Here is a 15,583-nt window from a genome sequence, read left to right on the forward strand (position 1 = left end):
CCGCCGGGCTGCGAAGCGGCCCCAAAACCTGAGTGTGCGGTTTTCCTGAAACACCGCATCTGCCGGGTTTACGACTGCTACGCAGCCGAGCGGGAGCAAGCTCCCTCGCCACAGGGACTTCATCAACCAAGGGCCGTTTTCTCCAGGTGTTCAAGGATGATCGGATAGACATCAACCACCGCGTTCTTGCCGAACATGCAGTCGATGTGGCCGTAGCCCGGCACCACCTGCCGGCTGTAGCGCTCCGGGCCATGCATTTCGCACAAACGCTGGTAGGTCTTGAGGGTGCTTTCCGGCAGGTAACACTGGTTGTCGGCGCCGCTGATAAAGCAGATCGGCATGGTCAGCCGATCAAAGTGCGGCATGTACACATCGTTGCCTTTGAAATCCACCAGATGCCCTTTGCGCACGATCAGCGCCAGGTGCTCGAAGGTCTCGATGTTCGACTCACCGAACAACTCGTGCAGGTTGTCGTGCAAGGTTTCGTTAAGGGTGTCATGGCGATACAGCGACGCGTACATGAAGGTGATGCGGTGGCACACCGGGTTGGTGCAATAACCCTGCGCCTCGATCCGCGCGTAACCGTTGAGCGCCTTGTCGTAGAGTTTGTTGAACCAGTTTTCCTTGCTGTCGGCGTAAGCGGTCATCGACTTGATGCCGATCGCGTCGAGCATGCCCGGCAGGTGCAAACCGGCCTTCAATCCGGTCGCTGTGGCGACCACGGTGTCCGCAGCAATCTGCGAGCAGACCACCGAGCGTACGCCCTGCAAACCGGCGAGCAACGACATGAAGAAGGTCGTCGCACCGTAGCAATGCACCACGCATTGCACATCTTTGGCGTTGGTTTCCTGCTGAATCTGCGCGATGGCAGCCTTGAAATCGTATTGGGCGATCTGGTCGCCGTTCCACTCCTTCTTGCTCGCCGGCAACAGGATACTCACGCGGAAATCCAGCAACCACACGTCGTAGTCGTGTTTGCACAGGAATTCGAGCAGGTTGGTCTGGATGGTGTCGGTGGAAAAGATATTCGAGCCCACGCCCAGGCCATGCACCAGCATCACCGGGCCTTTGCTGCCGGCCTGGTAACGGCTCAGGCGCAGTTCCACGCCATCCTCGGTGGGGAAGAAATGCACCGCCGGGGTTGGCGCATCCAGCGGCCGTTTCAACCGTGGCGGCGCGTCGGGATTGAAGTAGATATCACCGGCAAACACCCCGCCGTAGCTTTCCCAGAGGATCCCGGCGAAGAACTTGCCAAAGCGTGCCAGGCCTTCGATGCGCTCACGCTCGTTGCGCGCATTGAGCACTTTCATGGTGGTCATCTGTTTGGCGAAATCGGTCGGATGAATGTGCATCACCCCGGAGCCGATCACTTCGCCGGTCTTGTCCGGCCCGCGATACAGCGTCACGTACAGCGTGCTGGTGTCGTGCCAGATATTCAGCACGCCGTTGTCTTCCGGCACGGTTTTGAAGGCGCTGAAGAAATAGTCGTTGCCGTCCTCGGCGGTCAGTTTCATGTCGTACTTCATGTGGCGCGTATCGACCTGTTGCTCGAATTGCTCGAACAGGTTGAACACGCCATTGCTGGCGGTCAGCGGTTGTGGCGACAGCGCCGGGGCATTCACCGTGCCGACAATGGTTGCCGCGTGCTCGGGCTCCTTGATCATGCGGTTGAGGTCGTTGGCGGTGATGGTCAGGGTGAAGTCGATCGGCGAATTGTCCGCCTCGCCGCGTTTGGCCGCCGCTTCGTAGACTTTCAGATCGGTGCTCTGCGCCGCAGTGAAGGCCCGGGAGAAATAGCCCTTCATGGTTTCGGTGAACTGCACGCCGAGGGTCGGTGGCGCCACCTGCTTGCGCGGCGCAGAAGGCAGCGTGTAGTCGATCCGCCAACCACGGTCGGCGGCGAGCAGGCCCATGTTGCGCTCACTCACAGCCGAGATGGTCAGCAGCGGATTAACCGCCAGCGACGTCGGAATCACCGCGCCATCGGTCACGTAGAGATTGGCGTAAACATCGGTGCCACTGGCGCCGCTGAACACCTGGCCCTTGTGATTGACCACGCCCTGCGCCGCGTCTTCGCCCATCACGCAACCGCCCAACGGGTGCACCGAGACGATGCTGTGCTTGAGCAGCTTGGTCCATATCGGGTTTTCCACCCAGACCCCGCCCAGCGCCTTGGTGCTCTGCTGCAAACGTTCGTTGCCGAGTTTGAAGTTCTCCTGCTCGCCAACGCCCGGCCAATCGATGCGCAGCTGATCCTTGCTATCGAGGACCATCCGCCCCTGGCCGCTGTCGTGGCTCATGATCAGGTAGGTCTGCATGTTGTGCAGTGCGCCGTAATACGGCCCGCGCAGAAAGCTTTCGGCTTCACGCTCCTTGTATTTGACCTTGCCGCTGAAGCTGTCATCCGTGGCCACGCCGATCATCTCGGCAAACCCGGCCATGGCCGGCACCATCGGCCGGCCGAGGGCGCCGGGGATCGAGCCTTCCTCAATGACCATACGGCTGCGCCAGTCACCTTCGGTGCGCATGTCGATGACCGAAGTGATGCACGGGCCGACCGGGTGCAGTTCCTTGGCCGGGTGCGCACCGAAACCGATGCCGTTGATGGTTTGTTCGCAGTTGTGGCCGAAGCCGAGGATGTCACCGTTGCCGCTCATGTTTTCGCCGAGCTGGCCGGACATCACCACGCCTTTGTCACGCGTGCGCAGAAGAATTTCCGTGGAGCCGAGGGTGCCGGCGGAGACCACGACGATGTCAGCCTTCACGAACAACGTTGGCGCAGAGAACTTCTCGCGGCCGCTGTCCAGGTACTGGAAGTGCACGATCCAGCCATCACCGTCGCGCTCCAGGTGCCGCACTTCGGCCTGGCAGAAAATCTCCGCGCCGTGGTTCCAGGCGTCTGGCAGGTAGTTCATCAGCGTGGTGTTCTTGGCCTTGTTGTTACAGCCCGACACGCAGTCGCCGCACTGGTTGCACGGCAGTTGCTCGACGCCGACATGGTTGAGGTTGTTTGGCAGTTTGTCGAAGGTCACGTTGATCGGCGGCTTGTAGAAATGCGCGCCTTGCTTGAGATAATCCGCGGATTTCTTGTTGGCGTCGAGTTTCGGCAGGTTGGGTGCAGTGCTCGGGTAGGGATTGGGTTTGAGCATTTCCCGGGCGCGGGCATAACCGTCCTTGAGTAGCGTGTCGCGGTGTTCGCGCACCGCTTGCGGCCAGCGCGGATCGTCGAATACGCCGGGCTCCGGCTCCAGGGCAACGTTGGCATTGATCAGCGACGTGCCACCGAGGCCGCAACCGACCACGACGTTCTGCTGGGCATTCACATGCAAGTCGAACAGCCCGGTGCGTGAGCCGATATGGCCGTCCGGGTCATGCACCTGCAGTTCCTCGGTGGCGGCGATCATGGTGTTGGGGTATTCGCCGGGCTGGATTTCCCGACCGCGTTCGAGCAGGCACACACGTTTGCCGGCACGGGACAGGCGCGAGGCAGCAATGCCGCCGCCGTAGCCTGAACCGATAACGATCACATCGTAGTGTTCCTTGATCTCGCTGATGGGCGTTGCGATCCGTGTCATGAGGTGGTTCCTCTAATCAGGCAGATGGGGGCAACTCTGCGGTTGCCTGCAATCAATGAACGAACGGGCACCTGGCCACCGGCTCAAGTCCGGCGACAGCACAGCGGTCTGACGGGTGTGGCGCGCTACAGGCGAGCGTGCTGATTGGCGGCGCGCCGGAGCGTGCGCTTGCGTGGCGAGGGCGGGGGGCGGTGCGGCTGACTATCCATCATGCGTTCTCCCAGAACCTGATGTGGATAACTGACGGCTGTCCTTGTGCCATTGCAGTGAAGACAGCGCGGGAATCGAAGTCAAGGCAACGTCTTAGAACTGTATGAAATGTGATCAATTGCCGTTTGGACTATACCGGGCGGGGCCTGCAGGGTTTGGCAAACAAGTTATCCACATAGCCACCCACAGCAAATGGGGGTAACTGTGGATGACTGGAAAAATAAACTGCTGATTTGTGAAGAAAAATCGTGACTTATCCAGAAGGACGGTTTGCCAGACGCATTGGCTGTTTTTTGATCATATCTTTGTAGACCACGGTTTTATTGGCCTGTAGCGGATGGCAAACACGTTATCCACAGAAGCGCCAACAGAGATCGGGGGTAACTTTGCTTGTGCTGTGGAAAAGCTCTGCAAGCTGTGTGAAACCCGGGTTTGCGCGCCGATTTCTCGCGCAATCAGATGGATTGACTATTTTTTGATCATATCGATGAAAGCCACGGTTTATATACGCCTCAGCAGAGAGCAAACATCTTATCCACAGAAGCGCCAACAGAGATTGGGGGCAACTTGATCAGTTATTCAGGAGAAAAAGCCCTGAAAATCCGTGACTTAGGCTGGTTGTTTTTTGATCGGAGGGCTGCAGGGCTTGATTGGCGTGGGGTGCGGGGATGGGCAAACACGTTATCCACAGATCCGCCAACAGGGATTGTGGGTAAATACCACGATATCGTCGGACTGCACATTCCTGTAGGAGCTGCGGCACGCTGCGATCTTTTGATCTTGATTTTAAAGATCAAAAGATCGCAGCCTCGTTTCACTCGACAGCTCCTACATGGGATTTGCGGTGTGTCAGCGGACGACGCCCTCTTCGATCAGCAGCTTGAGGATCGCTTCAGCACCGGCCTGCGCAGTAACGCCCTTTAGCACTTGCCCCCCGCCTCCACTGGCCTTGGCCGTCGCGGCTTTCATCCGGTCCGCCCCGCTTTTGGCCTTGATCACCTTCAAGCGTTTCGGCCGTGGCTTGGCCGGCTGCAAAGTGGCAACCGCGAGCAACTCATCGTCCACCACTTCGATGTCTTCAGCCTGCAACACTCCGCGTCGCGCCGGTCCATAGGCGCTCTGCCGAGGTTTTGGCGCAGCGTTATCCACAGTCGCCAGAAACGGCAGTTTCACTTTCAACCGGCGCCGCTGCCCACGCGGCAACGCTTGCAGCACTAGCGCCGAACCGTCATTGATCGACTCGACCTGCGCCAGGCCCACCACCAATGGCCAGCCCAGACCTTCCGCCAGCAGGAACGGCAACATCCCCGAACCCTCCCCGGTTTCCGCCTGACTGCCGGTCAGCACCACTTGCGCACCGGCATCGCGCAGATACGCGGTCAGCGCAGGCAGCGCATCGGCACCCGCGGGTTGTTCCAGCACGTGCAACTGCTCCAGGCCCATGCCCAAATAGGCGCGCAACGCCGGTTCCGCGACATCACCCGCATGCAGCACTTGCAGGTTATCCCCAGCCAGTTGCAGGCCTAGCTCCACGGCACGAGCATCCTGATCGGCGCGACGTGGCCGACCAGATGTCGGATGGGCGCCGATGGATACCAAGCTAATTACATTCGTCGTCATGGTCATGTCCTTAAGCCGCATCGCGCTTGGCGTCGTTGCGGTAAGCCTCAACCGCCGCGATCAAGGCCTGAAGAATCTCCGCGCTCTCGCCAATCACCGACAGGTCGGCGCGTTTGATCATGTCGCAACCCGGGTCGAGGTTGATTGCCACGACCTTGTCGCAAGCGCCAATACCTTGCAGATGCTGGATCGCCCCGGAGATCCCCACAGCGACATACACCCGCGCGGTGACCCAGGTGCCGGACGCGCCGACCTGGCGATCACGGGCCATGAAGCCATCGTCCACCGCCACCCGCGACGCGCCTTCGGTAGCGCCGAGCGCAGCGGCGGTTTCGTGGAACAGCGCCCAGTCCTTGACGCCGTTGCCACCGGAGAAAATGAATTCGGCTTCGGCCATCGGAATCGCCGCCGGATCCACGGCCACGGCGCCGAGATCTTCGATCCGCGACAGGCTGCGCGCCACGGTTGTGGATAACTCCACCGGCAGTGCTTCGTGACGGGTTTCGCTGACCGGTTCGGCGCATTCGGCCGCTGCCAGAATCAAGCGTGCGAGTGGACGGGCGAGGTCTTGCAGCCCGGCACCGGCGCGGCCGATGCACTCCTGATCCTTGACCTGCCAGACCCGCGTTGCCGGGCGTTCGCCCAATGCAGCGGTAAAACGGCGGCCGAGTTCGCCGCCACCGCTGCGGCTGTCCGGCAGTAGCCAGTGACGTGGGTTGAACTGGTTATCCACAGCGCGCAAACCTTGTACGCGTTGCTCCGGTGCATAACCGCTGAAAGCTTCACCTTCGAGCACCAACAAACGATCCACACCTGCGGTGGCGAAGGCGCTTTCCTTGTGCTCGCCAAAGACCACCGCCAACACCGCGCCGTCCTCGCCGGCAAGCTGATGGGCGAGGCCGAGCAAGTCGCGATCATGGCTGCTCAGGCGGCCGCCGACCATGTCCGGCACCACGCTGATATAGAACGCCGGGGCCGGCACCTGATGCAGCGGCAGTTGCACTTCAACCGTAGCCGAACGCTTGACCGCCCCGCCCTGTTGCGCGCCGCTGCGGTCGATCCGTTTGATGCCGTTGGGGCCGATAAAACCGATGCCGTGGAGGTTCTTGCGGATGATGCCGTTGGGTCCCATCCAGCTGTGTTGCGCCGGTTGCATCGCCGCATGCAGCGGATGCAGACGGTTACGCGCAATCCATTCGGCGCGCGGGTCGCGGCGGATAATGTCGCTCATCAGTGGGCCTCCGCAGGTTCACGTTTGGCCGGGGTGGCGGGCTTGTTCGGCGCGGCGTCTTCGAGCAGCGCGTCGGCCACCAATTCGGCAATGTCCTTGATCAGCGGACGCGGTTCGACCACGCCTTCGAGCATCGCCGTGCATTGTGGACAACCCACGGCCACCAGTTCGGCGCCGGTCTCGCGGATGTCTTCCATACGCATGTCGGGGATCCGCTGCTTGCCCGGAATGTCGGTGATCGGCGCGCCGCCACCGCCGCCGCAGCAGCGCGAGCGGAAGCCGGAACGTTGCATCTCTTTGACTTCGATGCCGAGGGCGCGCAGCACTTCACGCGGCGCTTCGTACTCGCCGTTGTAGCGGCCGAGATAGCAAGGGTCGTGATAGGTCACGCTGTTGCCTTTGTGCTGACCCAGATTGAGCGCGCCAGCCTGGATGATTTCCGCCATGTAGGTGCTGTGGTGCTGCACCAGGTAATTGCCGTCGAACGCGCCGTACTCGTTTTTCAGTACATGGAAGCTGTGCGGATCGCAGGTGACGATGCGGTTGAAGCTGTATTTGGCCAGGGTCTGGATATTGCGTTTGGCAAGCAACTGGAAGGTTGCTTCATCGCCCAGACGACGGGCCACGTCACCGCTGTCGCGCTCTTCAAGGCCGAGTACGGCGAAGTCGATTTTTGCCGCTTTCAGCACTTTCACGAACGCGCGCAAGGTGCGCTGGTTGCGCATGTCGAAGGCACCGTCGCCGACCCAGAACAACACGTCGGTGGATTTCTTCTCGCTGAGCAGATTGAGGTTCAGGTCCGCCGCCCAGTTCATCCGCCCGCCCGGGGCGAAACCGCCCGGGTTGTCGGTGGCAATCAGGTTTTCCAGGACTTCGGCGCCCTTGTTCGGGGTTGCGCCTTTTTCCAGGGTCAGGTGACGGCGCATGTCGACGATGGCGTCGACGTGCTCAATCATCATCGGGCACTCCTCGACGCAGGCGCGGCAGGTGGTGCACGACCACAGGGTTTCGGCATCGACCAGACCGTTGACGATCGGTTGATGTGGATTACCGCTGTGTTCGCCCACAGGCTTGCCCGGATACGGGCTGCCGGCGAATTTGGCATCGGTGCCACCGGCGAGGCCGACGACCATGTCCTGAATCAGCTTTTTCGGGTTCAGCGGCTGGCCGGCAGCGAAGGCCGGGCACGCCGCTTCGCACTTGCCGCACTGCACGCAAGCGTCGAAACCGAGCAACTGGTTCCAGGTGAAATCCTTGGGTTTTTCCACGCCCAGCGGTGCGGTCGGGTCGTTGAGGTCCAGCGGCTTCAAACCGGTGGAACGGCCGCCACCAAAGCGCTCGGCGCGACGGTGCCACGCCAGATGCAGGGCACCGGCGAAGGCGTGCTTCATCGGCCCGCCCCAGGTCATGCCGAAGAACAATTCCGACACGCCCCACAGCACGCCGACTCCCAAGATGGCCGCGAGCAGCCAGCCACCAAAGTTCTCCGGAAGAATCCCGGCCACTGGCAACGTCAGCAGAAAGAACGACGCCGAGAACGCCAGCAGGCTTTTCGGCAGACGCATCCACGGGCCTTTCGACAACCGTGCCGGCGGGTTGCGCCGACGCAGGTAAACGAAGATCGCGCCGACGAACATCACCGCCGTCATCAGCAGCAAGGCGTAACCAAGGATGCGGTTATGCAGGCCGAAACCGTGCACCAGAATCGCCAGCACGATCGACGCCACCGCGCCGCCCGCCGTGGCCACGTGGGTGTTGGCGATGTATTTGTCCCGCGCCACGACATGGTGCAAGTCGACCATGTAACGCTTGGGCATGGCGAACAGGCCGCCGATCAGATCGACCTTCGAGGCCCGGCCCCGACGCCACATCGCCACCCGCCGCAATGCGCCGAGGACACCAAGGCCCAGGGCTGCGAACAACAGGATTGGAAGAAGGGTGTTCAACATGGTGAAGCTCCCAAAGACCTCGGGGTCATTTGTGCGCTGGCAAGAGCAACGCACCTACTTGTGGCGAGGGAGCTTGCTCCCGCTGGAGTGCGCAGCGCTCCCAATACAGTCGCCGGTGTATGCCTGATACACCGCGACTACAGGTTTTGGGGCCGCTTCGCAGCCCAGCGGGAGCAAGCTCCCTCGCCACAGGTGATGGTGGTGATGCCGTTAGAAATCCTTGCAGAGCCGCAGGGCATCGTAGATCGCGGCGTGGGTGTTGCGCTGCGCCACGCAGTCGCCGATGCGGAACAGCAAGTAGCCGTCGCCCGCTTCGCTCAGCGAAGGTTGTGGCTGGATCGCGAACAACGCTTCGACGTCGATCTGGCCCTTGTTGCGCGAACCCTCTTTGAGCGCGTAGTAGATTTCCTCATCCGGACGCACACCGTTTTCCACCACCACCTGATCGACCACCCGCTCCTCTTTGGCGCCGGTGTACTCGTTCTCCAGCACCGCGACCAGTTTGTCGCCTTCGCGGTAGACCTTCTCCAGCATCATGTCGCCGGTCATGATCACTTCTTTCGGGTACATGCTGCGGTAGTAGGTCGGGAACGACGTACCGCCGATGGCCACGCCCGGTTTGATGTCGTCGGTGACGATCTCGACCTGGCTGCCTTTGTCGGCGAGGAAGTCGGCGACCGACATCCCGGTGAATTCGCAAATGGTGTCGTAGACCAGCACGTTCTTGCCCGGCGCGACCTTGCCGTCGAGCACGTCCCAACTGCTGACCACCAAGCCTTCGGCGGCGCCCCAGTGTTCGTTCTGCTCCAGGTACGGATGCCCGCCGACCGCCAGCACCACAACATCCGGACGCAAGTCCATGATGGTGTCGGCATCGGCCGCCGTGCCCAGGCGCAAATCGACTTTCAGTCGCGCCAGTTCCAGCTGGAACCAGCGGGTGATGCCAGCGATCTGGTCACGCTGCGGCGCTTTCGATGCGGTCGTGATCTGCCCGCCGATGAATTCTTTCTTCTCGAACAGGGTCACGTCGTGGCCACGCTCGGCGGCAACGCGTGCCGCTTCCATCCCGGCAGGGCCGGCACCGACCACCACGACTTTGCGTTTTGGCCCGGTGGATTTCTCGATGATGTGCGGCACGCCCATGTATTCACGGGACGTCGCGGCGTTCTGGATGCACAACACATCGAGACCTTGATACTGGCGGTCGATGCAATAGTTGGCGCCGACACACTGTTTGATCTGGTCGATCTGGCCCATCTTGATCTTGGCAATCAGGTGCGGGTCGGCGATGTGCGCGCGGGTCATGCCGACCATGTCGACGTAACCGCCTTCAAGGATGCGCGTAGCCTGGTTCGGGTCCTTGATGTTCTGTGCGTGCAGCACCGGCACCTTCACCACTTCCTTGATCCCGGCGGCCAGATGCAGGAACGGCTCCGGTGGATAACTCATGTTCGGAATCACGTTGGCCAGGGTGTTGTGTGTGTCACAACCCGAGCCCACAACACCGATGAAATCGAGCATGCCGGTGTCGTCGTAATACTTGGCGATCTGCTTCATGTCTTCGTGGGACAAGCCGTCCGGGTGGAACTCGTCACCGCAGATGCGCATGCCCACGCAGAAATCATCACCGACCTCGGCGCGCACAGCTTTCAAGACTTCCAGACCGAACTTCATCCGGCCTTCGAAGGTGCCACCCCATTCGTCGGTACGCTTGTTGACGCGCGGGCTCCAGAACTGGTCGATCATGTGCTGGTGCACGGCGGACAATTCGACGCCATCCAGACCACCGGCCTTGGCCCGGCGCGCAGCCTGGGCGTAGTTGCCGATCACCCGCCAGATTTCTTCCGGCTCGATGGTTTTGCAGGTCGCACGGTGTACCGGTTCACGGATGCCCGACGGTGACATCAGAGTCGGCCAGTGGAAACCGTCCCAACGTGAGCGCCGGCCCATGTGGGTAATCTGAATCATGATCTTGGCGCCGTGCTTGTGCATGGCGTCGGCGAGATTCTGGAAGTGCGGGATGATCCGGTCGGTGGACAGGTTGACCGAGCTCCACCACTGCTGCGGGCTGTCGATGGCGACCACGGAGGAGCCGCCACAGATCGCCAGGCCGATGCCGCCCTTGGCTTTCTCTTCGTAATATTTGACGTAGCGCTCGGTGGTCATGCCACCGTCAGTCGCGTAGACCTCGGCGTGCGCGGTGCTGAGCACGCGGTTGCGGATGGTCAGTTTGCCGATCTGAATCGGCTGGAACATTGCTTCGAAAGCCATGGCGGGTTCCTCGACTTACAACGGCTTGACGGTGAACAGGCCGTCGTCGTGGCCTTCTTCGGAGCCACCGTAGACTTGCTCGGCGACGGTGCGAATCTTGCTGCCGCGCGCCTCAAGAATCTGATCCATGGCCCCGGCAAACCAACCGGTGAACATGTAATCGACCTTGCGCCCGACCTTGCCGTAGACGTAGACGAATGCGGAGTGTTCGAGCTTGACGCTGGCAGTGCCTTTGTCGAGGTCGATATCCTGGATCTTGAACAGGCCCCAGCCGCGTTGCGACAGGCGCTTCATGTAGTGCTCGAATACCGCGACGCCTTCCAGGCCGTGGCATTCAGCTTCTTTTTCGCACCAGTGCCAGGCGGACTTGTAGCCGGCCTTGTAGAGGATTTCGGCATAGGCTTCAGCGCCCAAAACCTCTTCGATGCCCATGTGGTTGTTGACGAAGAAGTGCCGTGGTACGTAGAGCATTGGCAGGGCGTCGGAGGTCCAGACACCGGTCTCGCTGTCGACTTCGATTGGCAATTGCGGGGCGATCTTGGCCATGGAAACTTAACTCCAGAAATTTGGTTTGTTGCCCCCGGCGCGGACGGCCGGGGGAAAGGATTCAGAAGTGCGGTGGCTTATTCGCCCCAGACGTCTTTCAGGACGTTGACCCAGTTTTCGCCCATGATCTTGCGCACCACCCGCTCGGAGCGGCCGCGCTTGAGCAGGGTTTCGGTCAGGTTCGGGAACTCGCCGACGGTGCGGATGCCCAGCGGGTTGATGATCTTGCCGAAGCTGGTCAGACGACGGGCGTAGCCCTTGTCGTGGGTCAGGTATTCGAAGAAGTCCTGACCGTGCCCCTGGGTGAAGTCGGTGCCGATGCCGATGGCGTCTTCGCCAACGATGTTCATTACGTATTCGATGGCTTCGGCGTAGTCGTCGATGGTCGAATCGATGCCCTTGGCGAGGAACGGCGCGAACATGGTCACGCCGACAAAACCGCCATGGTCCGCGATGAACTTGAGTTCCTCATCGGACTTGTTGCGCGGGTGCTCTTTCAAACCCGACGGCAGGCAGTGGGAATAGCAGACCGGTTTTTTCGATTCGAGGATGACTTCTTCCGAGGTCTTGGAACCGACGTGGGACAGGTCGCACATGACGCCGACGCGGTTCATCTCGGCAACGATCTCGCGCCCGAAACCCGACAGGCCGCCGTCGCGTTCGTAGCAACCGGTGCCAACCAGGTTCTGGGTGTTGTAGCACATCTGCACGATGCCGACGCCGAGCTGCTTGAACACCTCGACATAGCCGATCTGGTCTTCAAACGCGTGGGCATTCTGGAAGCCGAAGAGGATGCCGGTCTTGCCCTGCTCCTTGGCGCGACGAATGTCGGCAGTGGTGCGCACCGGCATTACCAGGTCGCTGTTTTCGCGGATCAACTTCTGGCTGGCGGCAATATTGTTCACGGTCGCCTGAAAGCCTTCCCACACCGACACAGTGCAGTTGGCCGCCGTCAGACCGCCCTTGCGCATGTCTTCGAACAGCTCGCGGTTCCATTTGGCAATGATCAGACCGTCGATAACGATGCTGTCGGCGTGTAATTCGGCTGGGCTCATCAGGCGTCCCCTTATTGGCGATTCATGCGCCGAATCGTCTGCCGGCGCTTTGGGGCCAGCATATGCCTCGGTGCCGGGGCGACCGGGTGCAAAAACGACAGGGGAATTGCCGAAAGCGTCAATCCGCGACAAAGGGTCGCCGGACGCTCCGATCAGCTACCTGTTCAAGCCCGCCAGCTTGAGCCAGAATCTGGCGCATCTTGGGAAACACCACTGGATTAGAGCGGCGACAACAATGAAATCGATCTTCCTGGCTTTGGCTTTGATTGCGACCGGCGTACACGCCGCCGAAGAGTCCGACAACAACCCGTGCGACGCGGTGGAAAACGACGTCCAGACCCTGGAATGCTCGACCTACAGCCGCACCACCGCCGAAGACCTGCTCAAGGACAACTACGCCAGCCTCAACGAGCGCATGCAGACGGCGTACGGCAAGATCCCGACGCAACTGGCCGATATCACCGCCAAACTCAAAACCGCCCAGCAGCAGTGGCTGAAGACCCGGGATGCGGACTGCGCGGTAGAAGCGTTCCCGGCGACGGCGGGGAGCAAGGCCTTTACGATTGCGCAGAATGACTGCGTGGCGCGGATGAGTGATGAACGGTCGGAGTTTTTGGAGTCGATTGGGCAGGAATAGTCCTCAAAATTTGAAGGAAAATTGGAACTGCTTTTTGCATTTGCCTCGTGAATCTCTTCTTCTTACGGCACATGCCGACTTCGCCTACACCTATTGCGTGAAAGCTCCGATCTACGGGCCTTTCACGCAATATGCTGACAACAGTTCTTGATTGGTCGCTTTGAAAATATAAGTAAAGATTCGCGAATCTTATAAAAGACTTATATTCTTCCATGAACAGCATCCACTGGACACGAAAGGCCGTTAAGCAACTCTTGAAATTGCATTCTGTGCATCAGGTAAAGGTTCGGGATGCTGTTACGGCGCTTGCCGACATGCCTGATGTGGGCAATGTCAAAGCACTGATTGGCCATGACTACTCCTACCGCCTGCGTGTCGGCAATTATCGAGTGATGTTCGACTGGGACGGAGCAATCAAAGTGGTCAGTATTCAAGAGGTCAAAAAACGCGATGAACGCACCTACTGACATCCAAATCATTAATGACGCCGAGGGCAACCCCGCCTTCGTCGTCATCCCTTACGCGCAGTACGTTGCGCAAAAAATGCAGCCCGACCTGATTCCCCATGAGGTCGTCAGTCGGATGGTCGATGGGGCAACACCGATCCGTGCCTGGCGCGAACACCTCAACCTGACTCAAGAAGAAGTCGCCAAACGCATGGGTATTTCGCAACCGGCGTTTGCCCAGCAGGAAACAGTCGCCAAGCCTCGCAAGGTTACGCGTGAGAAAATTGCGTCGGCGTTCGGCATCACCGCCAATCAGCTAGAGCTGTAAGCTGCCCTCTTCACTTCAAGGAATTCCCCATGAACATCTGCGGCATCGAAATCAAAGGCAGCGAAGCGATCATCGCCGTGGCCGCTCTCGACGGTTCGGCCCTGAGCCACATTCCCCTTGCTACCAAGAAGATCGCTCTCGAAGACGATGACGACGCGGCCAACGTGAAGATGTTTGCGGCGCAGGTGGCGTCGTTTGTGCGCGAGAATTCGGTTGACCGGATTGCGATCAAGAAGCGCAGCAAGAAGGGTGAATTTGCCGGCGGGCCGACGACGTTCAAAATTGAGGGGGTGTTTCAGTTGCTGGACGGGTGTGAGGTGACGCTGTTGTCGCCGCAGACGATCAATGCACAGGCCAAGAAGCACAATTTCGAGCTGCCGGGGACGCTGAACAAGTATCAGCATGAGGCTTATAAAGCGGCGTGCTCGGCGCTCGTGAAGAAGTAAGCGTTTTTTCAGACAATGAAGATCCAAATGTGGGAGCGAGCCTGCTCGCAAAAGCGGTGGATCAGTCAATCCTGTATTGACTGACACGCCGTCTTCGCGAGCAGGCTCGCTCCCACATTGGTTTTGGGTACATCCATTCAGGCTTGGGCGGTACGGCGGTCTTCGCGGGGACAGCGGGCGAATTTTGCGCGGTAGCTGCGGGTGAAGTACGACGGTGATTCGAAACCGCAGGCGATGCTGACTTCAAGCACGCTCATGTCGGTCTGGCGCAGTAGCTGCCGGGCCTTTTCCAGGCGCAGGCGCAGGTAGAAGTTGCTCGGTGTGTCATTCAGATGCAGCCGAAACAAACGCTCAAGCTGCCGCCGCGTCACTTTGATCGATTCCGCCAGTTGCAGTGTGGTCAGCGGTGGTTCGCTGTGCTGTTCCATCTCGCCAATCACCTGAACCAGCTTCTTGTTGTTGATCCCGTAACGCGTGGCGACTTCCATGCGCTGGTGATCTTTGCGCGGACGAATGCGCCCCAGTACAAATTGCTCGCTGACCTGAATCGCCAGTTGCGGGCCGTGGGCCTGGGCGATCAGATCGAGCATTAAATCGATGGACGCCGTACCGCCCGCCGAGGTGATGCGTCGACGGTCGATCTCGAACAGCTCCTGGGTCACGCTGAGCTGTGGATAAGATTCCTTGAAGGCGTCGATGGCTTCCCAGTGCAAGGTCAGGCGATGGCCGTCGAGCAGGCCTGCTTCAGCGAGAACGAAGCTGCCGGTGTCGATGGCGCCGAGGGTCACGCCTTCGTTATCCAGCCGCCGCAACCAGTGTTCAAGGGTTGGCGTGGCGAACTTCAGCGGCTCGAACCCGGCCACCACCAACAACGTCGCGCCTTTCTTCAGCGGTTCCAGCGCCGCGTCGGCGTTGACCGACATGCCATTGCTCGCCAGCACCGCTCCGCCATCGGCACTGAGCACATGCCAGCGGTACAACTCACCACGAAAGCGGTTGGCCACGCGCAACGGTTCGATCGCAGAAATAAAGCCGATGGCGGAGAACCCCGGCATCAGCAAGAAGTAGAAATCCTGGGACATGTGCGCACTCGGTTAGCGGGTAGCGTGGGATGTTGATACGCCGATTGTCGTCAGCGTTCAAGCGCACAGGTCGCTACAGTGCAATTGCCAGTCGCCGCAGTGCGCTTTTACGGGGGCATAGCTGCGTAACTTGGCATCACCGGCGCATCAGACGCCGGAAACCACAATAAACGACCTGCCGAGGAAC

The 15,583-nt window shown here is 60.2% G+C and carries 12 protein-coding genes; 4 read left to right on the forward strand and 8 right to left on the reverse strand.

Features of this window, described 5'->3' with window-relative positions; genetic code table 11:
• Positions 1 to 122: 122 nt before the first annotated feature.
• The 7 genes from BK670_RS26240 to BK670_RS26270 form a co-directional block, all read right to left on the reverse strand.
• Positions 123 to 3,575 carry a GMC oxidoreductase gene (locus BK670_RS26240; RefSeq protein WP_123454147.1) on the reverse strand — a complete coding sequence of 1,151 codons (3,453 nt, stop codon included), beginning with the start codon at positions 3,573 to 3,575 and terminating at the stop codon, positions 123 to 125.
• Between the two features lie 1,059 nt (positions 3,576 to 4,634).
• Positions 4,635 to 5,405, reverse strand: a complete 771-nt coding sequence (gene etfB / locus BK670_RS26245) for an electron transfer flavoprotein subunit beta (RefSeq protein ID WP_123454149.1) — start codon at positions 5,403 to 5,405, stop codon at positions 4,635 to 4,637.
• Between the two features lie 10 nt (positions 5,406 to 5,415).
• A complete protein-coding gene (gene etfA, locus BK670_RS26250) occupies positions 5,416 to 6,636 on the reverse strand; it encodes an electron transfer flavoprotein subunit alpha (RefSeq protein ID WP_123454151.1) in 1,221 nt (406 codons plus the stop codon).
• Positions 6,636 to 8,585, reverse strand: coding sequence for a dimethylglycine demethylation protein DgcB (dgcB, locus tag BK670_RS26255; RefSeq protein ID WP_123454153.1), 1,950 nt, complete (start codon positions 8,583 to 8,585; stop codon positions 6,636 to 6,638). The genes etfA and dgcB overlap by 1 nt, the downstream gene beginning before the upstream one ends.
• A 210-nt stretch (positions 8,586 to 8,795) precedes the next feature.
• Positions 8,796 to 10,856 carry a dimethylglycine demethylation protein DgcA gene (dgcA, locus tag BK670_RS26260; RefSeq protein WP_123454155.1) on the reverse strand — a complete coding sequence of 687 codons (2,061 nt, stop codon included), beginning with the start codon at positions 10,854 to 10,856 and terminating at the stop codon, positions 8,796 to 8,798.
• Positions 10,857 to 10,871: 15 nt separating this feature from the next.
• On the reverse strand, positions 10,872 to 11,402 hold the full coding sequence (locus BK670_RS26265) for a DUF5943 domain-containing protein (RefSeq protein ID WP_008083165.1): 531 nt from the start codon (positions 11,400 to 11,402) through the stop codon (positions 10,872 to 10,874).
• Between the two features lie 77 nt (positions 11,403 to 11,479).
• Positions 11,480 to 12,457, reverse strand: a complete 978-nt coding sequence (locus BK670_RS26270; RefSeq protein ID WP_123454157.1) for a dipeptidase — start codon at positions 12,455 to 12,457, stop codon at positions 11,480 to 11,482.
• Between the two features lie 235 nt (positions 12,458 to 12,692).
• On the opposite strand from BK670_RS26270, the gene BK670_RS26280 reads away from it, so the two are divergent.
• From BK670_RS26280 to BK670_RS26295, 4 genes are all read left to right on the forward strand, one after another.
• Positions 12,693 to 13,094: a lysozyme inhibitor LprI family protein gene (locus tag BK670_RS26280; RefSeq protein ID WP_123454162.1), complete on the forward strand. Its 402-nt coding sequence runs from the start codon at positions 12,693 to 12,695 to the stop codon at positions 13,092 to 13,094.
• A 212-nt stretch (positions 13,095 to 13,306) separates the two neighbouring features.
• Positions 13,307 to 13,561 carry a type II toxin-antitoxin system RelE family toxin gene (locus tag BK670_RS26285; protein WP_123454164.1) on the forward strand — a complete coding sequence of 85 codons (255 nt, stop codon included), beginning with the start codon at positions 13,307 to 13,309 and terminating at the stop codon, positions 13,559 to 13,561.
• Positions 13,545 to 13,868, forward strand: coding sequence for a helix-turn-helix domain-containing protein (locus tag BK670_RS26290; protein WP_123454166.1), 324 nt, complete (start codon positions 13,545 to 13,547; stop codon positions 13,866 to 13,868). Before BK670_RS26285 ends, BK670_RS26290 begins: the two co-directional genes overlap by 17 nt.
• 29 nt (positions 13,869 to 13,897) lie before the next feature.
• Complete coding sequence (locus BK670_RS26295) at positions 13,898 to 14,314, forward strand: DUF3010 family protein (RefSeq protein ID WP_123454168.1); 417 nt, start codon at positions 13,898 to 13,900, stop codon at positions 14,312 to 14,314.
• A 137-nt stretch (positions 14,315 to 14,451) separates the two neighbouring features.
• Here BK670_RS26295 and BK670_RS26300 read toward each other — a convergent pair whose 3' ends face one another.
• The gene (locus BK670_RS26300) at positions 14,452 to 15,396 is read right to left on the reverse strand and encodes a GlxA family transcriptional regulator (RefSeq protein ID WP_123454170.1); all 945 of its coding nucleotides are present in this window, start codon (positions 15,394 to 15,396) and stop codon (positions 14,452 to 14,454) included.
• Positions 15,397 to 15,583 lie beyond the last annotated feature (187 nt).

It is taken from the genome of Pseudomonas fluorescens, from assembly GCF_003732425.1.
Classification (GTDB): Bacteria; Pseudomonadota; Gammaproteobacteria; order Pseudomonadales; family Pseudomonadaceae; genus Aquipseudomonas; species Aquipseudomonas fluorescens_BE.

Excerpts from the sequence above, each read along its gene's own strand:
- BK670_RS26240 (WP_123454147.1), bottom strand. The coding sequence starts at position 3,575 with ATGACACGGATCGCAACGCCCATCAGCGAGATCAAGGAACACTACGAT.
- etfB (WP_123454149.1), bottom strand. The coding sequence starts at position 5,405 with ATGACGACGAATGTAATTAGCTTGGTATCCATCGGCGCCCATCCGACA.
- etfA (WP_123454151.1), bottom strand. The coding sequence starts at position 6,636 with ATGAGCGACATTATCCGCCGCGACCCGCGCGCCGAATGGATTGCGCGT.
- dgcB (WP_123454153.1), bottom strand. The coding sequence starts at position 8,585 with ATGTTGAACACCCTTCTTCCAATCCTGTTGTTCGCAGCCCTGGGCCTT.
- dgcA (WP_123454155.1), bottom strand. The coding sequence starts at position 10,856 with ATGGCTTTCGAAGCAATGTTCCAGCCGATTCAGATCGGCAAACTGACC.
- BK670_RS26265 (WP_008083165.1), bottom strand. The coding sequence starts at position 11,402 with ATGGCCAAGATCGCCCCGCAATTGCCAATCGAAGTCGACAGCGAGACC.
- BK670_RS26270 (WP_123454157.1), bottom strand. The coding sequence starts at position 12,457 with ATGAGCCCAGCCGAATTACACGCCGACAGCATCGTTATCGACGGTCTG.
- BK670_RS26280 (WP_123454162.1), top strand. The coding sequence starts at position 12,693 with ATGAAATCGATCTTCCTGGCTTTGGCTTTGATTGCGACCGGCGTACAC.
- BK670_RS26285 (WP_123454164.1), top strand. The coding sequence starts at position 13,307 with ATGAACAGCATCCACTGGACACGAAAGGCCGTTAAGCAACTCTTGAAA.
- BK670_RS26290 (WP_123454166.1), top strand. The coding sequence starts at position 13,545 with ATGAACGCACCTACTGACATCCAAATCATTAATGACGCCGAGGGCAAC.
- BK670_RS26295 (WP_123454168.1), top strand. The coding sequence starts at position 13,898 with ATGAACATCTGCGGCATCGAAATCAAAGGCAGCGAAGCGATCATCGCC.
- BK670_RS26300 (WP_123454170.1), bottom strand. The coding sequence starts at position 15,396 with ATGTCCCAGGATTTCTACTTCTTGCTGATGCCGGGGTTCTCCGCCATC.